The organism is Scytonema sp. PRP1 (genome assembly GCF_036697665.2).
Lineage (GTDB): Bacteria > Cyanobacteriota > Cyanobacteriia > Cyanobacteriales > Nostocaceae > Kalymmatonema > Kalymmatonema gypsitolerans.
The window spans coordinates 41,782-61,582 of sequence record NZ_JBAHYJ020000070.1 but is presented as its reverse complement, the minus strand read 5'-3'; the positions used below and the strand labels follow the sequence as shown (position 1 = coordinate 61,582).

General features: G+C 46.1%; 15 protein-coding genes. All 15 read right to left on the bottom strand.

Translation table 11 applies throughout. The features are described from left to right. Positions 1–346 precede the first annotated feature (346 nt). On the bottom strand, positions 347–1,714 hold the full coding sequence (locus tag V5G28_RS15185) for an alkaline phosphatase family protein (RefSeq protein WP_332992685.1): 1,368 nt from the start codon (positions 1,712–1,714) through the stop codon (positions 347–349). 292 nt (positions 1,715–2,006) lie between these two features. Continuing rightward, positions 2,007–3,263 (bottom strand): metabolite traffic protein EboE, encoded by a 1,257-nt coding sequence (eboE, locus tag V5G28_RS15180; RefSeq protein WP_332992683.1) that lies wholly within the window; start codon positions 3,261–3,263, stop codon positions 2,007–2,009. Between the two features lie 168 nt (positions 3,264–3,431). Further along, positions 3,432–4,673: a 3-dehydroquinate synthase gene (locus V5G28_RS15175; protein ID WP_332992681.1), complete on the bottom strand. Its 1,242-nt coding sequence runs from the start codon at positions 4,671–4,673 to the stop codon at positions 3,432–3,434. Continuing rightward, positions 4,667–5,311 carry a DsbA family oxidoreductase gene (locus V5G28_RS15170; protein WP_332992679.1) on the bottom strand — a complete coding sequence of 215 codons (645 nt, stop codon included), beginning with the start codon at positions 5,309–5,311 and terminating at the stop codon, positions 4,667–4,669. The genes V5G28_RS15175 and V5G28_RS15170 overlap by 7 nt, the downstream gene beginning before the upstream one ends. Then, positions 5,256–6,416, bottom strand: a complete 1,161-nt coding sequence (gene tyrA, locus V5G28_RS15165; RefSeq protein WP_442994267.1) for a bifunctional chorismate mutase/prephenate dehydrogenase — start codon at positions 6,414–6,416, stop codon at positions 5,256–5,258. The genes V5G28_RS15170 and tyrA overlap by 56 nt, the downstream gene beginning before the upstream one ends. Positions 6,417–6,448: 32 nt before the next feature. After that, positions 6,449–7,744 carry a glycosyltransferase family 4 protein gene (locus tag V5G28_RS15160; protein ID WP_332992677.1) on the bottom strand — a complete coding sequence of 432 codons (1,296 nt, stop codon included), beginning with the start codon at positions 7,742–7,744 and terminating at the stop codon, positions 6,449–6,451. A 147-nt stretch (positions 7,745–7,891) separates the two neighbouring features. After that, the gene (eboC, locus tag V5G28_RS15155) at positions 7,892–8,827 is read right to left on the bottom strand and encodes a UbiA-like protein EboC (RefSeq protein WP_332992675.1); all 936 of its coding nucleotides are present in this window, start codon (positions 8,825–8,827) and stop codon (positions 7,892–7,894) included. A gap of 129 nt (positions 8,828–8,956) precedes the next feature. Continuing rightward, complete coding sequence (locus V5G28_RS15150) at positions 8,957–9,865, bottom strand: TatD family hydrolase (RefSeq protein ID WP_336230855.1); 909 nt, start codon at positions 9,863–9,865, stop codon at positions 8,957–8,959. 57 nt (positions 9,866–9,922) lie between these two features. Further along, positions 9,923–10,852 carry an EboA family metabolite traffic protein gene (locus V5G28_RS15145; protein WP_332992671.1) on the bottom strand — a complete coding sequence of 310 codons (930 nt, stop codon included), beginning with the start codon at positions 10,850–10,852 and terminating at the stop codon, positions 9,923–9,925. A gap of 146 nt (positions 10,853–10,998) precedes the next feature. Then, positions 10,999–12,171, bottom strand: a complete 1,173-nt coding sequence (gene scyF, locus V5G28_RS15140) for a scytonemin biosynthesis PEP-CTERM protein ScyF (protein ID WP_096565528.1) — start codon at positions 12,169–12,171, stop codon at positions 10,999–11,001. A gap of 168 nt (positions 12,172–12,339) precedes the next feature. After that, complete coding sequence (locus tag V5G28_RS15135) at positions 12,340–13,707, bottom strand: ScyD/ScyE family protein (protein ID WP_332992668.1); 1,368 nt, start codon at positions 13,705–13,707, stop codon at positions 12,340–12,342. A 227-nt stretch (positions 13,708–13,934) separates the two neighbouring features. Continuing rightward, positions 13,935–15,059: a ScyD/ScyE family protein gene (locus V5G28_RS15130; RefSeq protein ID WP_332992667.1), complete on the bottom strand. Its 1,125-nt coding sequence runs from the start codon at positions 15,057–15,059 to the stop codon at positions 13,935–13,937. A 193-nt stretch (positions 15,060–15,252) separates the two neighbouring features. Then, a complete protein-coding gene (scyC, locus tag V5G28_RS15125; protein ID WP_332992666.1) occupies positions 15,253–16,209 on the bottom strand; it encodes a scytonemin biosynthesis cyclase/decarboxylase ScyC in 957 nt (318 codons plus the stop codon). 11 nt (positions 16,210–16,220) lie between these two features. After that, positions 16,221–17,279 carry a tryptophan dehydrogenase ScyB gene (gene scyB, locus V5G28_RS15120; RefSeq protein ID WP_041041397.1) on the bottom strand — a complete coding sequence of 353 codons (1,059 nt, stop codon included), beginning with the start codon at positions 17,277–17,279 and terminating at the stop codon, positions 16,221–16,223. Positions 17,280–17,351: 72 nt separating this feature from the next. Continuing rightward, positions 17,352–19,268, bottom strand: coding sequence for a scytonemin biosynthesis protein ScyA (gene scyA / locus V5G28_RS15115; RefSeq protein WP_332992663.1), 1,917 nt, complete (start codon positions 19,266–19,268; stop codon positions 17,352–17,354). Between the last annotated feature and the right edge of the window lie 533 nt (positions 19,269–19,801).

Sequence of the window (19,801 nt, the reverse complement as noted above, 5' to 3'; positions counted from 1 at the left end):
AACAATTTTTTGATAGTTGTGTCAATTTTTTTGGTTTTACTTTAATACTTAAGTAGAATCCCTTGGAAGAGATGAAGGTATTTTGCCGCGTCCACCTTGGGTTAGAGATTTTTCTTTCTTTAGAAGTAGATGAACCACCAGCTTGCAAATGAAGTATTTATTATGATATTGTAGGTAACATTTTATATAAAAACGATTCGGTATTGGGGATTAGGGATTGGCGACCCTTGAAAAATCCCATCTTTTTGGGTTCCCAGTGCCAAGAATACGCTGGGGTGAATTTCTCGTCCTTAATACCTCCCATTCGCCAGTTCCCAATCCCTAGTCCCCAGTCCCTGTTAAAGTTCTAATGAAGATGTCGGAGGATTAAATTGCAAACATCTGTTGCTGCGATTGATTCAGACTCAAGTAAGTGAGTTTGACGAGTCATAAACAACGGCCCATTTTCAGGAGCAGTAACGCAACCATGAGAACCGCGTACTAAGCTAGCATCTAAGGGAATAACATCCATTAAGTAGCGAAAACCAAGCTGCTTTTTCAGAAGTTTGAAACCGATTTTGAATTTGGGAAGTTTAATACGGGGATCAACGAATAATTCTACAGGATCATAACCAGGTTTACGATGAATATCAACTGTTCTGGCAAAATCAGGAGCACGATTGTCATCGAGCCAGTAGTAGTATGTAAACCAAGCATCTGGATGAGCGATCGCCACTAACTCCCCTGATCTTGAGTGATCCAAACCGTAAGCTGGCTTTTCGTCTGCACCTAAAACTTGAGCAACGCCTTGAGTGTTTTCTAAGAGCGATCGCACTTTGGGTATGTAAAATGGATCGTTGACATAAACATGAGCAATTTGATGGTCAGCGACAGCAAATGCCTTACTTGCTCCTGGATCAAGTAGTTCTCGCCCTAATTCTTCGCGCACGGCTAGCAAACCTTGTTCCCGCAGTACCCGATTGAGGTGGACGGGTTGCGAGACGGGTGTGATACCGTATTCTGACAAAACAATAACTTGAGCACCGCGATTTTCGTAGTATTGAATCAAATCGCCACAAACAGCATCAATTTCTTGTAAATCCTTGGTGACTCGGTTATCTTCAGGACCAAACTTTTGCAAGCAGTAGTCCAGATGAGGCAGATAAATCAGTGTCAGCGTCGGGTTTTTGCGTTCTTCCACCCACTTAGCTGAGGCGGCGATCCACTGAGTAGAAGCAATCGATGTGTTGGGACCCCAGAAATTAAACAAAGGAAACTGACCGAGTTCAGCTTGCAGGGGCGAACGCCATTCTTGTGGTTGTGTGTAAATATCGGGTAATTTTCTACCATCAGCCGGATACATTGGTCGCGGGGTCACTGTATAATCCGCCGAGGAGTACATATTGTACCACCAGAACAAATTGGCGCAAGTAAAGGATGGGTCTAGCGAGCGAGCCATATCCCAAACTTTGGGAGCCTGTACAAGTTTATTAGACTGTCGCCAAAATTTTACTTCACACTCGTCGCGAAAATACCAGCCATTAGCAACAATCCCATGTTCATTTGGCAACTTTCCTGTGAGATAAGTTGCTTGAGCTGTGCAGGTGACAGCAGGTAAGACGGGTGCAACTGGAACGACTTTCCCAGAAGCCGCCCAACTTGACAGCGACGGTGTATGGTCCCCTAACAGGCTAGGTGATAATCCTACAACGTTAAGAACAACTGTTTTATTCATAATGTAGTGTCAATAAATTTATTATCAATTTAGTAGTAGAGCGGCTATCCCACGATTTTCCACGGAACCCCACCCCGGTTTTGTCTTGTGCCAAAACCGCTCCCCTTGTAAAGGGGAGGGGATTAAGGGGAGGGGGGTAAAACCAACCTGGGATAAAGGTTTGAACGTGATTGTTGACACGTATGGCATCTTGCCCGCCTAGGACCGGCGAGACGTCCGTCCCACAACAGAATCATAATGCACTAAATGAGACTGGACGCGCTACTAAATATGCTTTCTTTACCAACAGCCTTTAACAGCTGATCAACTCCAAGGGGCTATTCACTAACAATTTTGATAACACCCACTCATATTCGCGTTGAATTGATGCTGCTAAATCCAGTTTCATCTGTTGAGGCAACACTTCCCAAGTGTAAGTTTCAATTTCCAGGTGGTTGCAGGCAGGATTGCTATGTAGCAAATTTAACACGTTAGAAATATCGTCTTGGGTAGACTGAAACAGCTGGTAATCGCGGATGAAAATGGGGACGTGGAAGTGAATGCGCCATTCACGATCTGTACTACGCTCCAAATGTGGGAGAGCCTTTTCCAAATCTGAATAATGACGTAGCCGTCCAGTGTTGTCGCGTGCTATAACTTGGTGTAAATACGTAGATTCAGCAAAAGGTAACAACCGCTCTTTTACCTGACGGCGCTGTTGAATATCAGTGGGGATGTCCACCTGTAATGCAGCACTGATTTGAATTTTACCAATTTGAATTCCTGCGGCTTGAAATTGCTTGAAAACCGAGACAGGGTTTTCATACTCCACAGCAAAATGGCAGGTATCATAACAAACGCGCACGTGTTCTAATATAAGAGCCTCAGCTGCTTGTTGAGAAATCCTTAAATGCGTTGCTAAATACTCTCCACCAATAGGCAGTAAATGCGTCTGGAAATAATCAACAACTTCAGCAGCATTTTCTATTAATCCATCTGGTTCAGGTTCGAGATCCAAGTGCAAAACTTTTCCCGTGTCGCTTTTAATGCGTACCATTTGGGCTACCACCCGTGCTATGTTGAGGCTAGCGCTGGTTGTAATGGAAGCTAAGAAAAGTGGATTGCCTTTGAACCAGGGTTTATATGACAACGGCAGTGTAGAAATGCTGCCCTCTTTACCAGGAGGCAACAGTTGTGCCAGGATGTTTACCAGTCGTAAAGTATAGTCCAACCGCTCCTGCTTTGACCAATCCGGTGCATAAACTTGGTCTTTCACGACTTGCCTATGAAATCCACCGAAGGGAAAACCATTTAAGGTAAACACGTATAAGTCTTGATCAGTCAACCATGACTGAAACTCAGCCAAGGCGTTTCCTTGCAGCAGTTCTCTTGTAGCGACGTCTGCCAAACGCAATCCAATGCCAAACGGTTTGTCTGAGGAAAGCTGTGCTTTAAGTGCAGGAATATATTGCTGTAAGTTGGCAAAGACTTTGTTCCATTCTTCACCAGGATGAATATTTGTGCAGTAGGTTAGGTGAAAACTGTTATTTGTATTTGTTTCTATTTTCATATCTCTTCCTAGTCCCGCCTTTTACCTTTCACGCTCACTTGTCAAAAATAAACTCTCAACAGAGTTTATTGGAACCGCAAATGCACGCAGATGCACGCAGATAATTTATCTGTGTTTATCTGTGTTCATCTGTGTCCATCTGTGGTTTTTTTAGAAATTTCAGTTGCCTTACATAGCACATTCCCAACCTGTAGCGGGTAACGAAGAATCGTAAAACTCGCTCAACAACCAAATGGCTTGGCGAAACAGAGATATGTCTACCTCGTGAACTTCAACACCTTTGCCTATGCGTTGCAAGAGCGTTATGGTTAATTCTCCGCCCAGGTGTTCCCGAAATTCAGTCAGCCCTCGGAACAAGCAACGAGGATGTTCCTCTTCTGTCATTTTCTCAGACAGTTCCGGCACGTACAACGTAAAGCCTAATGACAACAGTGTATTCAATATCCGCCGCCATTCTAACCGAGAAAGCTGCCCTATCAGGTAGGAATAGGTAGCATCCAAAGCAATGCCGATCGCTACTGCTTCCCCATGACGTAGTCTATAATTTGTTAGCTGCTCAAGTTTATGCGCTGCCCAATGACCGAAATCTAATGGACGAGATGAACCTTTTTCAAAGGGATCACCGTTGTGAGCAATGTGATCCATATGCAACTGCGCACAGCGGTAAACAACGTTTTGCATCGAGTTCATGTCTCGACAGACGAGTGCGTGGGCGTGGGTACGGATGTACTCAAAGAAGTCAGCATCCTTAATCAGCGCCACTTTTATTGCTTCTGCGATTCCAGAACGCCAGTCACGCTCATCCAGCGAAGTCAAGAAGGTAAAATCATTTAAAACTGCATAGGGTGGGGCGAATGTGCCAAGAAAATTCTTTTTGCCAAAGGCGTTGATTCCATTTTTAACGCCGACACCAGAATCATTTTGTGCCAACACTGTCGTTGGAATGCGAATCAGACGAATTCCCCGATGCGCTGTTGCTGCTGCGTATCCAACTAAGTCCAACATTGCACCACCACCAATTCCTAAGATGTAGGAGTGGCGGCAAATTCCTGCTTCATCAATGATTTGCTGAATTTTCAACAGTTCATCTGGATCGTTTTTGGCTTCTTCTCCTCCTCGGACAATGATTGGATCAGCAGCGAGTTTGAGTGTGTCTGAATAGCGATCGCAATACGCAGCTATTTGCTTAAGCAGCGGACGCCGAGACTGTAATAATCCTGAATCTACAACTGCTAAGACTTTTTTCGGTCCCGCTTCCCCATCACCAGCAATCACTTTTGCCAGTAAGGAATTTTTGATATCAAACACACCTGTGGTGAAATGCACTCCGTAGTTGAAGGTTACCGTGAAAGTTTGCTGAATGGGCTGCAGATTATTAAATGTAGTCTTCTGCCTGATGTCTACTACCATATTTTTGCGGATATTTCTATAAGTGCGGCACGATTGAGAGCTTGTTGGAACACCTCTGGTGAGTGTGAACCGTCAACTTTAACTTTGTTGTTAATAATGTAAAAAGGCACGCTCGTGATGCCATTAAAACGAGCAAATGTTGATTCCGCTAGAACCGCATCAAGTGCAGCATTACCGCTTAATTGCAGTCGTAATTCGCTAGCATCCATACCAACCTCTGTCCCTATAGCAACAATGACGTCGAGGTCACCGAGGTTCAAACCGTCTTCAAAGTAAGCTTTATAAACTGCTTGGACAACATCGTTTTTGATGTGATCCGGTGCTAGCGTAATTAACCGATGGGAAAGGGTACTATTGACAGCTAAACGAACCTTGTCGAAATCTAATTTTACTCCGGCGGCATCACCCACATTTTGCACGTAGTCAAATAGCTGGTGAAGTGCTTGCGGTTCTATGCCTTTCCTCTCCTGCATATAAGAGCGAAATTCGTAACCACCAGCAGGAATAGAATTATCTAGGAGAAATGGGTGCCAGCGAATTTTGGCTGTCTCTTGAGATTGTGCCAAGGCATCAAAAAGATGCTTATGACCGATTCGGCACCACGGGCATACGGTATCGTGAAAGATGTCGATCAGCATGGTTTTCCTGACTCAGCTTGGGAGAACTGATGTTTTCCTCGCTAAAAAAGCTTTGAGCATTTTCAAATTCCTCGATTAATGCAGCTCGATCTTTGCGTGCAACTAACCTCGCCAAGCGGTTGTAAGTATCAGCTAACTTAGCAATTGCTTGGCATCTGTCTTGGGTCGCAAGCATAATGTCCACACATAAATGTGGGCTTTGGGCAAACAAACGCTTGATGATGTCTATTTCTTGGCGATAGCTTGGGCTTGACATGGACAAACTGCGCTCTATGTCAATCCCTTCTTGCGCTAAGAAAACACCGACGCTAAATCTGGAGAAGTGCCTGGTTGCCTGAATAATCACCATCATGTAGTCGTGTTCTTCAGGTGTACAGACAATGACTTCGCCGCCCTGACTCTTAATAAAATCTAATAACCACTCAAATGAATCGTTGTTGCGACCTGGACAAGCGACTACCTTTTCTTCAGCAAAGGATTTGACATTTGGACCAAACATCGGATGTAATCCCATGACTGGACCACGATGGTATTCCAGCATCGCTTGAACTGGCTCAGCTTTGAGACTTGTGATATCACAAAGTGCTGTGGTTGGGGCAAGGTATTGAGATGCACGCTTGATCACATCTACTGTCCACTTAATCGGAACACAGACGATCACAAGTTCAGCAGAACCTAGCAGATGATCTGCGTATTCCCAATCTTCGTTTTCGAGAATACTCACATTGTGACCAGCTGCTGTCAGTTGTTGGGTGAAGAATCTACCCATCCTACCACGTCCACCGATGATAGTGATATTTCGGGGTGTGGCTTTGTGTGTTGGCGATGAAGCAACACTGGAAAGGGCTGCATGACAACCGTTGACTAAATTTGTCCAAATAGATTCCGGAATACCAGCAGAAGCAAGTAAGGGTCGCACTTGAGCCAGTTGCTCCTCGGCGGGAATTTTTGATGCTGTCAGAAGAGATAGGCGATCGCGCAGCAGTTCGATCAGGCATTGGTCAGTTTGCTTGAGCTTTTCTGGGATCATATGTTGTTCGCTCGCTACGGAGGAGATGAAGAGAATAGAAAGATGCACCTGAGGCGCAGAATCACTGATAACCAATGACTAATGACTAATGACTAATGACTAATGACTTAAATATCGATAATAGATTCGCTTGAAGTCAATTTTGGTAGCATCCCGACAGTTGGTGATTGAGAACTTGTCGCAATCACTTCAGTGAATAATGCTTCGTACTCAACTAACGCTTGCTCGAATGAATAGCGTTCAACAGCAAACTGTCTTCCTTTGTGACCTAGCTTTGCAACTTTTGCTGGATTGGTATACAAATCCATGATTCCATCTGCTAGCGCTTGCGGTGATTCTGGTGCCACAACTACGCCACCGCCACTCTTGCGCACTGCTCGCGCTGCTGTACCAGAGGCGGGAACTGAGGCGATAATAGCACGACCACTAGCTAACAACAGTGGGATTTTGGAAGGCATATTGAAGGAAATGACATTCCGCTTTTGCACCACCAAACCGACATCCGCCGCTGCCAACATTTCGGGTAGTTTTTCTCGTGGTACTAAAGGTAGAAGCAACACGTTATCAGCCCCACATTTTTGGCAATATTGCTGCAATCTTTGCAATGCTCTTTCTTCTCCAGCAATGACAAAGACGATTTCTGGAATATGACACAGCCGAGACGCGGCTTCAATGACTGTCTCTAATCCTTGTGTCAAGGCAATGTTGCCAGAGTAAACCACTACGAACTTGTCTTCTAGTTGATAGGCAATGCGAAATGGGTTGCTCTGTTTTGGTAAGGGGCCGATAAAGTTAACGTTCACCCAGTTGGGAATGCAGACGATTTTTTGCGCTGGTACTCCCTTCTCGACTAAATTCTCAACAAACCCATCGGCAATAACGCTTATGGTGTGGGCGCTACGGTATGCAAATTGCTCGATCGCTTGCAAAGCGCGAATCATCCATTTGTTTGTGATCAGCCCAACGCGCACAGCGGCTTCTGGCAATATATCCTGTACATTCAGTACCACTGGGCAGTTATATAGCCAACCTAGTAGTGTTGCTGGTAGGGTAACTAGTAGTGGCGGTACTGTCAGGAGAATAACATCCGGTCGCCAACCGTTGAGTGCTTGTGGCAAGCTTGTGAATACAAAGCTTAACTCCAATAGAAGCCTGTCTATGAGATTGGGTTTAGACTTAATTCGCAGGTAACTCCGCTGAATGGTTACGCCATTTTTTTGTTCTGTAACGTACCACTTACCGCGATACTCTTCGTAAATCTCGCGCTGGGGATAATTCGGCATTCCCGTAATCACTCGCACTTCATGACCTTGCTTTACCAGTCCCTCTGCCAGTTCAGTCATTAAAGGAGCAATTCCAATTGGCTCCGGATGATAGTTGTAAGAATAAATGAGAATCCGCATTATCCGTTTCTTTGTTACGTGAAGTCAGGTCAAAAGTGTGAGCTTTTTTGTTTTCGCACAAGATGCACGGTGACTCGCGGTGGCAGAGTAGCATATATCCTGCGTACTCGCTTCTTTTGGTCTTTTGTTATAATTTTAACGCGTGCTTCAGGTAACAGCAAAGATTTGTGACAATGCCATTGAAATTGGTAACAGGATTAACACCAGCAATCCGTATGGCAAGCTAGCAAAACCAGCAGCGACTGTAGCATCTAAAACAATAAGTGACAGGACTCCTGCGCGCACAGCCGTGCGGATGTTTTCTGGAGTCGGTTCGCTCACAGCTTTGATAAAAGGAAGTAATACCCGCGCAGCTAGGAACACTACGAAAGGCAGGACTGCAAGCAAATGATAATTTTTTAACAAACCTAAGCTCAGTAGTGCGGCAATGACTGTACTCATTAGGACGAGTGTAATGATACCAGTACTAGTTTTGCCTCCATGAACTTCACCCCGGCTGAGGGTTGTTATAGCAGCAATGTAAACAACGGGAATCAGAGCTAAAAACCAATAGTTTGATACCATTGGTGATACCGCGCTGACGCCAAGCAATAAGTTGCCGCCGCGACACACGCCCATATTGATGGGACCAAAAATAGGATCATGCTTGCTGTAAGCATCGTAGAGGATGGCAGCAGCAGCGATGCCAAAAGCTAGAGTTGCACTCAACCAACTCACTTGAGAAGCTGCGAGTATCCCAGCACTCAAAAGCAAACTTCCCAGAATTGATGCTCCCATACGTGATGCTCTACCACTGGGAATAGGTCGCTCTGGTCTTTCTATAGCGTCTATTTCAGCATCAAATACATCATTAAAAATAATACCACCGCCATATAGACCTGTGGTTGCTAGAAGTAACCATGCCAACGCCATCAAATTAGAGGAAGATGAGGAAATTGGCAGATCAGGAGATACGGAAATAAGGACAGCGCACCCAGAAGCAGCGAATCCAGCTAAGATATCTGCCCATGCGGTGACGATATTAGCAGGTCGCATTAACTGGAGATACGCCCAAATGCGAGGGGAGGAGAGTGCAGTGTTCATGGTGAGGAGGGGGAGTGAGTGAGGGAGTGAGGGTAAATTTCATGTAGAGACGCGCCATGGCGAGCCAGCGCTGCAGGAGGGTCTCCCGACCTAGGCGACTGGCGTCGCGTCTCTACAATTATTGACGTTTTACTCAATCAATGCATATTCGCGGGTGGGGGACTCGACGACGGGTTTTTGTCCCCGAAGCACGGAGTTACCGCTGAATAGCTGTCGTTGGTCGATGGGGGTTGGGTTGAGCCAGTCTGACTCTTGAATTTGACCGCTTTGGCTGTAAGCAGCAAGGGCATTTTCATAACAGACTGCTCGAATATGCGCTTCTGGAATTCCTCTTTCTCGCATCAGTTGGGCAGTCTTGGGGACAGCAAGTGGATCGCTGACTCCCCAGTCAGCACTGCTGTCTACGATGATGCGATCGCATCCATATTGGCGCACAACTTCAACCATGCGAGCATTCCCCATTTTGGTATTGGGGTAAATTGTAAAAGCTGCCCAGAAGCCTCGATCCAAAACTTCCTGCACAGTCTCTTCGTTGTTATGATCCATAATTACGTTTGATGGATCTAACCCATGCTCGATACAGACATCCATAGTGCGACTGGTACCCGCCTTTTTGTTGCGGTGCGGTGTATGAATCATCACCAGCATATCGAGTTCTTTTGCCAGTTCTAACTGTAGACGGAAGTATTTGTCTTCTGCCTGTGTCATGTCGTCATAGCCAATCTCACCAATGGCAACGACGCCCTCTTTGCAAGCATATAAAGGCAAAAGTTCCATGACTTGCTCTGCCAATGGTTCGTTATTGGCTTCTTTGGAGTTCAAGCCAATCGTGCAATAATGGCGGATACCAAACTGAGCAGCCCGAAACCGTTCCCACCCGACCAAGCTGCTAAAGTAATCTTGGAATGAGCCGACGTTGGTGCGGGGTTGTCCAAACCAAAAGGCAGGTTCTATCACAGCTACAATGCCAGACTCCTGCATCTTCTGGTAATCGTCGGTTGTGCGGGAGCTCATGTGAATGTGAGGATCTATGTACATCATGGGACTGGTGTTTATAGTGCTTGTAGTTAAAGGTCAAAGGTCAAGGGTCAAGGGTCAAGGGTCAAGGTCAATGACTTTTGACTCTTGACTTTGCGTAGCAGTTAAGCTATGCCAGGTAAGATGCCCTGCTTGAATTTGAGCCTGTAAATTTGGATAACGGGCAAGAAGTTCTTGAGCATCTGCTAAAGGACACTCAGCAAGAGCGATCGCCCCTGCGGCTTGTTGGACTGGATCCGGGTCTTGTATTACGCGCTCCAAATCCGCTAACATCGCATGGTTGGCAAATCGCCCCACCAGTCGCCAAAGTTCGGGAGATACTGTGCGGTGGGCTGCCCAACGTTCGTGAGCATAATCAACCAGCATAGTCCCTAGTTGTGGATTTGCACGGTGATCAAGTCCTTGAATAAGATCTAAAGGGCTGCCCACAAACAGAGCCTTCAAGACTATCTGGTTCCAAGCAATGTCACCCAGGTACTCTGCTGGATAGGAATTTCGCAAAGCCACAGCATTGAACACTGCTGTCATATTGCTACGAACTCCCTCAGCTGCACGAGTGCGGAACTTTTCTGGATAAGCTAAAAGCGGTAAAGCCTGATAGAGTGCTATTAACTCTCCCATATCGGCGGCTGTAAAAACTCGCTCCAGCGTCCGAACGTATTTCTCCTCGTTGTCCTGCGGTAAACTCAGTACCAGTAAGGTGCGAGCCGCTTGATCTACGCTCCAATAACTGGGGAACCAACCTGTCCGGGCTGCTGAAGCTGCTTCTAGTTCTTCTAGTGTCAGTTGTAAATCATGTTTGCCTGTATAACGAGGCACAGCGCTAAACGCACTGAAAAACATTGAGGTATTGACACCGCTTTTAATCTGCTTTATCTTCTGTTCTAGCCAGGTTAATCCTTGAGTAGAAATGCGCTGGGTCAGCCAGCCATGCAGTAAGTCAATGGCACTCACTGTTGTTTTTTCTAAATAACTTGCAGAAACCATTACTTTATAATTATTTAGTTATGCTATGGAGCTAAAAATTCTAGGAATTCGTTCCCAGGCAATTGCCTGGGAACGAGGTTAAACAAAGTTAAGGTTGAGGAAGTACAAACTTACGAGTGTCTAAACAGCAGCTTTTTCTGGTTCCTCTAAGCCGAGGTTGCCTTTTGCTGCTTTTTCCGCAATGTGGTAACAGTAGCGCCAATTCCTAACAAACCTAGACCTAATAGTGAGGCAGGTTCGGGGACTTTGGTTGCGCCATCTTTAACAACGTTCAATACTTGGACACGACCTTGGAAGAAATCGCCCACATACAGCTTGTTATCTTTGAGGGTTGTGCCACCCGTCCAGTTAAATCTGCCGGGAGCGAGGTCGAGGGGATCGCCAAAAGGAGGACCAGTTAATGCTGGAGGCGGTACAGGGTTACCTGATGCATCCCGGGCATTTTCACCGAAGGAAGTCAAGAAGTTACCGTTTTTATCAAACACCTGAACGCGGCTGTTGATAGAATCAGCTACATAAACATTCTCTTCTTCGTCCACTTCGATGCCAATTGGCTGAAGAAGCTGTCCAGGTCCGCTACCTGCTGAACCAAATGCCAACAAAGGATTACCATTTGGATCGAGTACTTGAACGCGGTTGTTATACTGGTCAGCTACAAAGATATTTCCACTAACTGGGGAAATTCTTATACCTGCTACACCTTCGAACTCCCCAGCTGCAGTGCCTCTGGTACCACCAATGACACCAAGTGGCTGTCCGTCTGGTGTGAATTTAAGGATCCTTTCGCCGTTAAAATCACCAACGTACACGTTGCCAGCTTTGTCAAATGTCACACCAGATGGTCCAAAGAACAATCTACCCTCTACCAGACCGGTAAATGATCCATTTGCAAAGGATCTAATAAAGTTACCCTGAGAATCGTATTGATTAATGCGGTTGTTGTAAACATCACCTGCATACAGATCCCCTGTTACTGGATTAAAGTCTACAGTTGTTGGCTCGTCAAACTGTCCGGGTCCTGTGCCGCCGGAGCCAATTGCTCCAATATACTGACCGCTAGGACTAAATTTTTCAATTTTGTTACCAAGGCTGTAGTTAGGAGTACCATCCGGGTTAACACCGCGTCCGTTAGATATAAGGGTATTCCCTTGGCTATCTACCGCTATGCCTTGGGGAACAAACAGTTGCCCAGGACCGAAACCAGGCTCACCTATAGAGCGATCATAGGTTAAGGTTAACGCCATAGCTTGAGCCGCCGCCGCCGCTACAAGAAAGCCGGCACCAACTAAGGCAAATGACAAATTTTTGACTAATCCCATAGTGATTATTCGGTGTTGTGAGTTATACTCTTACTTAGGTTTATGTCGTTCCCAGACCGAGTCTGGGAATCCCGAATTTGAGCTGTTGCCTTTTTGAAACAAAACTTTCTATTTAAGGCAGCAGCCTATTTCTTAGGCATTGCTAAGCAATGCTTAAGAAACAAGGAATTAGATGGTTTCAACCTTATCCAACAGTTCTTGTTGACGCTTGCGCTTCATTGCTTTTGCGCCTAAAGCTGCAGTTGCTAATAAAGCAATTACTGAACCCGGTTCAGGAACTTTTGCTGCGCCAGCAGAGTTAAGAGCAATCTTGACGAGTTGTCCTCCTCGTTCCCCTGGTGCGAGTCTCGCACGGTTTGAGGTATATAAAGCACCATCAGGACCGAAATATAATCCAGAAGCCGCCTCTAATCCATCACCACTGATGATAGTTTCGCGAGAACCATCCTTGCCAATTTTGATGATAGAACCACTGATATCACCAGTGATGACACCGCCCTGTTGAATTGCTTTCCATTCTGACTGATTAATGTGTTGCAACGCATACAAGTTGCCCTCGGCGTCGTATGTCACACCAGTCAGCTGTGTAAAGCCATCAGCAATGGTTTGTATTGACAAATCATCTGGGTTAACTGAATAGATACGTGCTTTTCCTTCTGGATAAGGGAAGTAAGTATATTCACTTACTGTTAAACTTCCATCGGGAGCAACTGTGATCCCTGTGGGTATTGATTGTTGTGATACCGGAAGACCATTATCAGCAATTGCAAAACCTGGAGGTGGTGCTGCGCCTCCTGTTGGGTCTACTGTGCCCTCAGGAAGAGTTGGGAATTCGAGTTGATTTGTTGGGATGAGTTGCTGAGGGAATGCAGCTACTTGCTCAATACCGGTGCCATCAAGTCCTACCCTGTAGATAACGTTTGATCCGCCATCAACCACATAAGCTTTATCACCCTTAATTGTGAAGCCATAGGGGTTGTTAATCAAATCAGTGCCATCGGGGTTATTTGCGGCTTCATAAGCTGCAAAATCGGCAAGAGGTGTCAGCGAACCAGTGTTTAAGTCTACTTTGTATAATTTTCCGAGATCAGGAGCTTGCAGTACGGTATCGCGGTTGTTTGGATCGCCAGCAAGACCCATCAAAAGATAAGCGTTGCCTTTAGAATCAAATTTGAAGTCCGCAGCACCGGCACCTTGTTCCCCAGAAGGCACCAATGCTACGGAGGTGAGATTCGGCAGTACAGGTGTTTTTGTACCGTCTGGAGCAATTTTGACAACGCTACCAGTTTTACCAGAACATAAAGGAATATATTGCGCGCTGGGTGATGGTATACAGTTGACTCCGCCGTTTCCATCTCCTCCGGAACCACTCTCTGTTAGATAAATATTGCCTTGTGAATCCCAGTCAAAATTCCGTGGGTTGTTAAGCTGGTCAGCGACTACTGACAAGGATGCAGCTTGTGCTGCTTTGGTTCCAGCAGCAACACTGGCAACACAAAGAGTGAGAAATGTAAGAGCAAATGACTTGAACTTCATACTTATTTACGATCGAGTGTTGGTAGTTTGTGGAGTTGTGTACGGTGTCAGGGATAAAGAGTCCCAATGACTGGGATGTGGAAATCAAGCATCCACGGCAACATAGCCTCCCTGTTGAGAGGAACTGGCATTGTCAGCTTGAAACTTGTTACCCAATTTGCAGGAGTCTTGCTCTTATGTTGGGGAGAGAGAGACTCTTATCTGTTGGTCATGACTTCATAGCAGCTTCACACAACAGAGCTTGGATTCTGAATTCTGATGACTTGCCCTTTTCCTGGCATGCCGCCTCGGTTGATGAGATAAAGAGCATCATCAGGACCAATAGTCAATGCACTAGGTAGCTCTAGCCCATCACCACTGAGAACAGTTGTGTGGCTCCCATCGTGTCCTATTTTGATCAGGCTTCCTTCTGGTTTTCCTTTCCAGCCTGAGGAATTCATATGTTGCAACACATACAAGTTGCCTTGCCCATCGAAAGCTAAGTCAATCAGTTGCGTAAATCCATCAGCATACACTCTTAGTTGACCATCAGCATCCACTCGGTAGATTTTTGCTTCACCTTCTGGAAAAGGAAAACCTGTGAATGTGGTCACGTAGTAAGCACCATCCGGACCTTTGGCGACGCTTGTGGGTACTGATTGAATTGCAATCTGCGATGGTAGTGCATCACGATAAGCACTAGGAGGTGGCACGTGTCCCTTGTCAAAATTCTGCGAGTTAGAACCTGGGAAGATTGGATTCGTCACTGTCTGCTTGGGAAGTACGGCTAGTGCCTTCAAATCGCTTCCATCAGTTCCCACACTCAGCATGTCGTTCGCACCTGCATCAACGACAACAATTTCGTCTCCATCTATTAATAGAGCCAAGGGATTGCTAACGACTTCACTGCCATCAGGATTATCAGTCAGTTCATAGTTAGCGATATCGGCAACAGTTGTCCACGAATTTGTATTGAAGTCGGGAGCGATGATTTTTCCTAAGTCAGTGTCACCTAATGCCGTATCGCGTAAAGCTGGATTAGCAGCATAGCCTAGTAAAACATAAGGCTTGCCTGTAGCATCAAATTTTATATCGTGAGCACCTGCGGCTCCAGTACCATCTGGAAATGCGACAGAAGGCAGTTCTGTCAGTATACGTTTGACTGTACCATTCTCAATTTTTACTATAGCACCACTGGCACCGTAATATAAATCACCTTGACCACTGGGTGATGGAATACTAGCTCCACTTCCCCCCGTTCCTGCCTCTGTAATATAGAGATTATCGTCAGGACCAAAGCTCAGACCTTTCGGATTATCAAGACCGTCGGCAAGCACCGTAAAAGATGTAATAGTAAGTTGCTTGAGTTCCATGTGTCACAACAGAGGTCGGCTTTGGATGTTACTGGTAGAATTTTGCATTGCTGACAATAAGCAATGACGGCACTCACACCCTGAAAATATATTTATTAATTAATTATTTGGAGCGTTGTAGAGACGCGCCATGGCGCGTCTGTACATTTGGAGCGTTGTAGAGACGCGCCATGGCGCGTCTGTACATTTGGAGCTACTTAGCGTCCGGCATATAGCTCAGACCTTGAGCTAAAGTATCCACGTTGCCAGCTTTGCCTTCTAAGATACGCTTGATATTCAAGCTCTCAGAGCCAAAGTCTTCGATTTGGAGTTTACCGTGAGGTAGTTGCTCACCTACTTTCCAGAAGGTGATCCGATGCTGGATGAAACCAGGAGCTTCTGGATCCCGGAAAGCATGGGAGGTTGGGATCAGCAGCACCGGAGAGCGCTGATAAAATCCGTAGTCTGGATAAAAGAACTCGTGCTCCAGCAAGTACGATTCGTTAATAGGTTGCAGACGCTGAGTTACTTTCACCTTTTGACCGTATTCATCGCGAAACTCTCCAGACTGACCAGAAATTTCGCCATCTGCTCGCAGTAGGTGTGCCCAATCATCCATGTTTTTGAGGTCTGACAAATACTCAATCCCCATCTCTATTGGGGCATTAACATAGATCGTGTCGGTATCAACGTAGTAACGTCCTTTTGATGCGGTCTTAAGACCAGCCTTGCGTTCCAAATTACCTTTGAGAGAACGACACTCGGAAGTGTGTACCGTGTGAATTCCCTCCATAATCAAGGGACTACGCCGCTTGGGATCGACAAAGCTGACCCAGTGTAAGTACACACCCTTTTCATCTGTTCCTGGCTCAACGTAGTCGGCAGGAAAAAGCAAGACAGGGTAAACCTGATAATATTTTTGATACTCTAAGCCGCACTGCCACTCAATGCCGTAAAAATTGGGATGATCCAGTTTTTTGACATGATAATAGAGCTTTGTCTGGTAGCCAGACGCAGTTCCGAGCCAAGTGTCTTCGTCGATTTGCTCTTCCATGCGGCTATAGAGAGTCCACTCGCCTAAGTTTTTTAGCTCAGCAAGGTATTCAAAGGCGGTCTCTGGAGTCGTTTCGATGTAGGCAGATGTCCCAAATGTATTTCTTTCAACTACCATTTGTCACTCCTTTAGACCACAGCTAAGGTCTTGAGATGTCTGGCTTTGCGGATTCTGTCCTCTGCCAACTGCTTAGAAGCATCGTTGGTAGTGATGTCCTGCTTTTGTGCTCTGTCAAATATTTCAAGCAGCGTGTCGTAAATGTTACGCACTTGCTGGAAAGCTCTTTCTTCGTCGTAGCCAATCATTTCGTTGTAAACGTTGATTAGCCCGCCACCATTAATCACGTAATCAGGGGCATAAAGAATCTCTTTCGCTGTAAGCATTTGACCGTGCAGCAGCTCAACTCCCAACTGATTGTTTGCAGCACCAGCAATCACCGACGCTTTAATGTGAGGAATTGTCTCACTGTTAAGAATTCCCCCTAAAGCACAAGGAGAAAGCACATCGACATCTTGTGAGTAAATTTCTTCTGGCTCTACAACAGTGGCACCAAAAAGACGCTTTACTTCCTCTGTTTTTTCTTTGCTGATATCAGTGACAAACAGTTTTGCCCCATGCTCGTGCAGGTGTCGGCAAAGATTTTGACCGACATTCCCCAGACCTTGAACTGCAACTTTTAGCCCCTTAAGGTCAGAGGTTTGCAAACGAAACTCAACAGCAGCTTTAAGTCCCAAGAAAACTCCCCATGCTGTCACAGGAGCAGGTCCACCTGACCTTTCTTCTACCCCAACGACATATCTAGTTTCTTGACTGATTGTTCTGACATCATCGGGGGTCAGATTCACATCTTGACCTGTAATAAAACGTCCATTGAGTCTTTCAATAAACCGTCCGTATGCTCTGAACAGGTCTGCATTCTTGTTTTCAGGATTGGCAATGATGACTGCCTTACCTCCACCAACTGGAATACCCGCACAAGCAGCCTTATAAGTCATACCACGGCTCAGACGAAGAGCGTCTTTTAAAGCAGCTTCTTCGTTGGCGTAGGGCAACAGCCTTGTTGCGCCCATTGCAGGTCCCAAACTCGTGTCATGGATGGCAATTATTGCCTTGATATCTGGGTCTTTGCCATGACAAAAGAGCACTTGCTCATGACCCATTTCTGTAACAGTTTCAAATAAGTTCACCCTTGTCTCCTCGATCACCTCAGCTTGACCCCTTGGGGAATGGAAATCGCTTTTCCCAATCCCCGTTAGCATTTAGACATTTGGAAATGAAGCTTGTGGAAATGAAATATGCAATTCTGTCTTTTCAGCCGGAGTTGACTTTACTCCTTGTGATGCCAGACCGGCGTTGCGTCCTTTGGATGGCGCGCGTCTATCTGCCTCAATCACGACATCAATAACGATTGGACCGGTCGCTGCCATTGCTTGCTCTAGCGCCGAGATCAGGTCAGACTCTTTGTTGATGCGGATTCCTTCGGCTCCCATACCACGAGCAATCATGGTAAAATCTGCCTGCGGAATTGTTGCATCTGCACCTGTGAGTCCCAGCATTCCCATGCCTTGATGGCTCATGTTGTAGCGGGCATCGTTGAGTACAATCCAAACAGCAGGTATTTGGTATTTGACAGCTGTGCTGATTTCGTTATTCATCAGCATTGCGCCATCCCCAACAATGGCAACTGCTTTGCCATGACGTGCTGCTGCTGCTCCGACGACTCCGGCAACAGCCTGACCCATTGCCCCGACTCCGGTGCTGATACGATAACGGTTTGCGTTTGGAAATCGTAGCAGATGCGTTGACCAAAGGAACGAGTTACCACACTCCGCCAGCACTATGGCGTCACTGCCTTCGACAATGACCTGTTGAATTGCTTCCATCAAGACCTCTGGTCTGACTAAAGAGTCTGAACCTGGAGCCAGATCCTGGCGTTCTGGACGAGGTAGCCAAAAAGCTGTTACCCCACTACTTGCCAGAAGGTGCTCGTGCTCCAACAATGCCTTGACAAATGCTTTGATCTCGGACTGGACAGCAAAGGTTTCGGCTTTTGAATATGCCACCCCGGGGACTGTTGGGTCAATGTCTACATGCACGAAACCTCCTGGGGGAACCAACGCTGGACTCCAGAAGGAAGTCGGTTCGCTCAAGCGCGTTCCTAGCACGAGTGTACGTAAAGGAGGTTGTTGTTGTAAGTAAGTAAAGACGGAACCATGACCGCCCAAACCAGTTACACCGACAAACTGAGGATGATCTTCGGGAAAGATGCCTTTGCCACGAGGTGAACACATAACTGGTGCCCCAGTCAATTCCGCAAGTTGGCGAATTTCTTCTGCTGCGTCACGAGCACCAAATCCTACCCAAATCGCAAACGGTCCCTCAGATAGCAAGTGTGCACATTTAACAATTGTTTCTTGACTGGGTGTTCCCAAAGAAAAATCAATTCCTTGGAACATGTCGAGATCATCAACCGGGCTTGTTTGCACAGCTGTAGGAACGCTCAAGTGGGCGACGAAACCTCCTGGTTGCGACATACCCAGAGCCAGTTTGCGAAAAATCTGTGGAAGTTGTGCCGCGCTTTCTACAGTGGTAGCATAGTTAAACAGCGCTCCTGAGGTAAATATTCCCTCAGTTGGCAGGGTCTCGGTGCTGGTTTCTTGAATAGCCCACCGTCCGCGCTGTGGGGAGGAGGTGCAAGCTGACAGCAAAATCACTTTTGCACCCTCACCTCTAGCAGCGAATAATCCAGTTAAGGCATTGGTGATCCCAGGTCCTGCAGTGGTGAACACTACAGTAGGACGACCAGTGGCAAAGTAGGCTTCAGTGGCTGCAAAGGCAGCTCCTGCTTCATGACGGAAGTTCAGGACTCGCAAGAGGCTATTCGATAGCGCTCCCCAAATTCCTGCCATCGCACCTCCGTTGACGCCAAAGGCGCTGGATACCCCTAAGGCTTCCATCATCGTGGCGATCGCATTTGCGACCGTTAGGGATCGCTGTGTTGGTTCTTGCACAACAGGTGCATTTTTGGAGTCACTATTCTTGGACTCACTATTGAGTTGGTCTTCGGAAGAGTGTACTCTACCATTTAGCTCGGACTGTGTATTGCCGTTTGGTTGGTACACGTCGTATGGCTGAATGCCAATTTGAGATGTCGTCTGAGTATAGTTGTGGCTCATTGCGTCTACGTACTCCCTGATTGTTGGAGAGGGTGCCAGTTAGCTTACTCAGGCTGCGTTTGCACTCACAGCCTTAAGTGTGTTTTATGCCAAATTCCGTATCTTTACGTACAAGCTTTCACCCAGGCTGATAAACACTGGGAACGGTAAGTTACCGCTTTTTCGTCTGTAAAAAACTCGTACTGTAGGAGTCAAACAATTTAGGCTGTGCTTATGGAAACAAGCGTACAGAAGCTGAACACTTTGCTGCAATGAATAATCTTTTGATTGACTTATCAATTTTTTTGCTGTTGTTTTTCCTAATTTTGACGCCTGATCAGCCCAGTTGAACAACACTTTTCTACCTTTTGGTAGTTTACGGTCTGTTTTTTCTGTCTTTGTTTTCATTTATACAAGATTTTTGACTGACACCAGAAAAACCAAGGATAAGTCGTAGATGATCGAGCGAGAAAAAGTCACTTTCCTATTATTAATAAAATCTTAATATTTGTAGCTGATTCTGCTCAACTCAGTGACAATGATTGCGAGATTGT

Bases quoted from the DNA above. Each gene is read 5' to 3' on its own strand.
- V5G28_RS15135 (WP_332992668.1), bottom strand. From the start codon at position 13,707: ATGAAGTTCAAGTCATTTGCTCTTACATTTCTCACTCTTTGTGTTGCC.
- V5G28_RS15160 (WP_332992677.1), bottom strand. From the start codon at position 7,744: ATGCGGATTCTCATTTATTCTTACAACTATCATCCGGAGCCAATTGGA.
- V5G28_RS15130 (WP_332992667.1), bottom strand. From the start codon at position 15,059: ATGGAACTCAAGCAACTTACTATTACATCTTTTACGGTGCTTGCCGAC.
- V5G28_RS15175 (WP_332992681.1), bottom strand. From the start codon at position 4,673: ATGGTAGTAGACATCAGGCAGAAGACTACATTTAATAATCTGCAGCCC.
- eboE (WP_332992683.1), bottom strand. From the start codon at position 3,263: ATGAAAATAGAAACAAATACAAATAACAGTTTTCACCTAACCTACTGC.
- scyF (WP_096565528.1), bottom strand. From the start codon at position 12,171: ATGGGATTAGTCAAAAATTTGTCATTTGCCTTAGTTGGTGCCGGCTTT.
- V5G28_RS15145 (WP_332992671.1), bottom strand. From the start codon at position 10,852: ATGGTTTCTGCAAGTTATTTAGAAAAAACAACAGTGAGTGCCATTGAC.
- eboC (WP_332992675.1), bottom strand. From the start codon at position 8,827: ATGAACACTGCACTCTCCTCCCCTCGCATTTGGGCGTATCTCCAGTTA.
- V5G28_RS15170 (WP_332992679.1), bottom strand. From the start codon at position 5,311: ATGCTGATCGACATCTTTCACGATACCGTATGCCCGTGGTGCCGAATC.
- V5G28_RS15150 (WP_336230855.1), bottom strand. From the start codon at position 9,865: ATGTACATAGATCCTCACATTCACATGAGCTCCCGCACAACCGACGAT.
- scyC (WP_332992666.1), bottom strand. From the start codon at position 16,209: ATGGTAGTTGAAAGAAATACATTTGGGACATCTGCCTACATCGAAACG.
- V5G28_RS15185 (WP_332992685.1), bottom strand. From the start codon at position 1,714: ATGAATAAAACAGTTGTTCTTAACGTTGTAGGATTATCACCTAGCCTG.
- scyA (WP_332992663.1), bottom strand. From the start codon at position 19,268: ATGAGCCACAACTATACTCAGACGACATCTCAAATTGGCATTCAGCCA.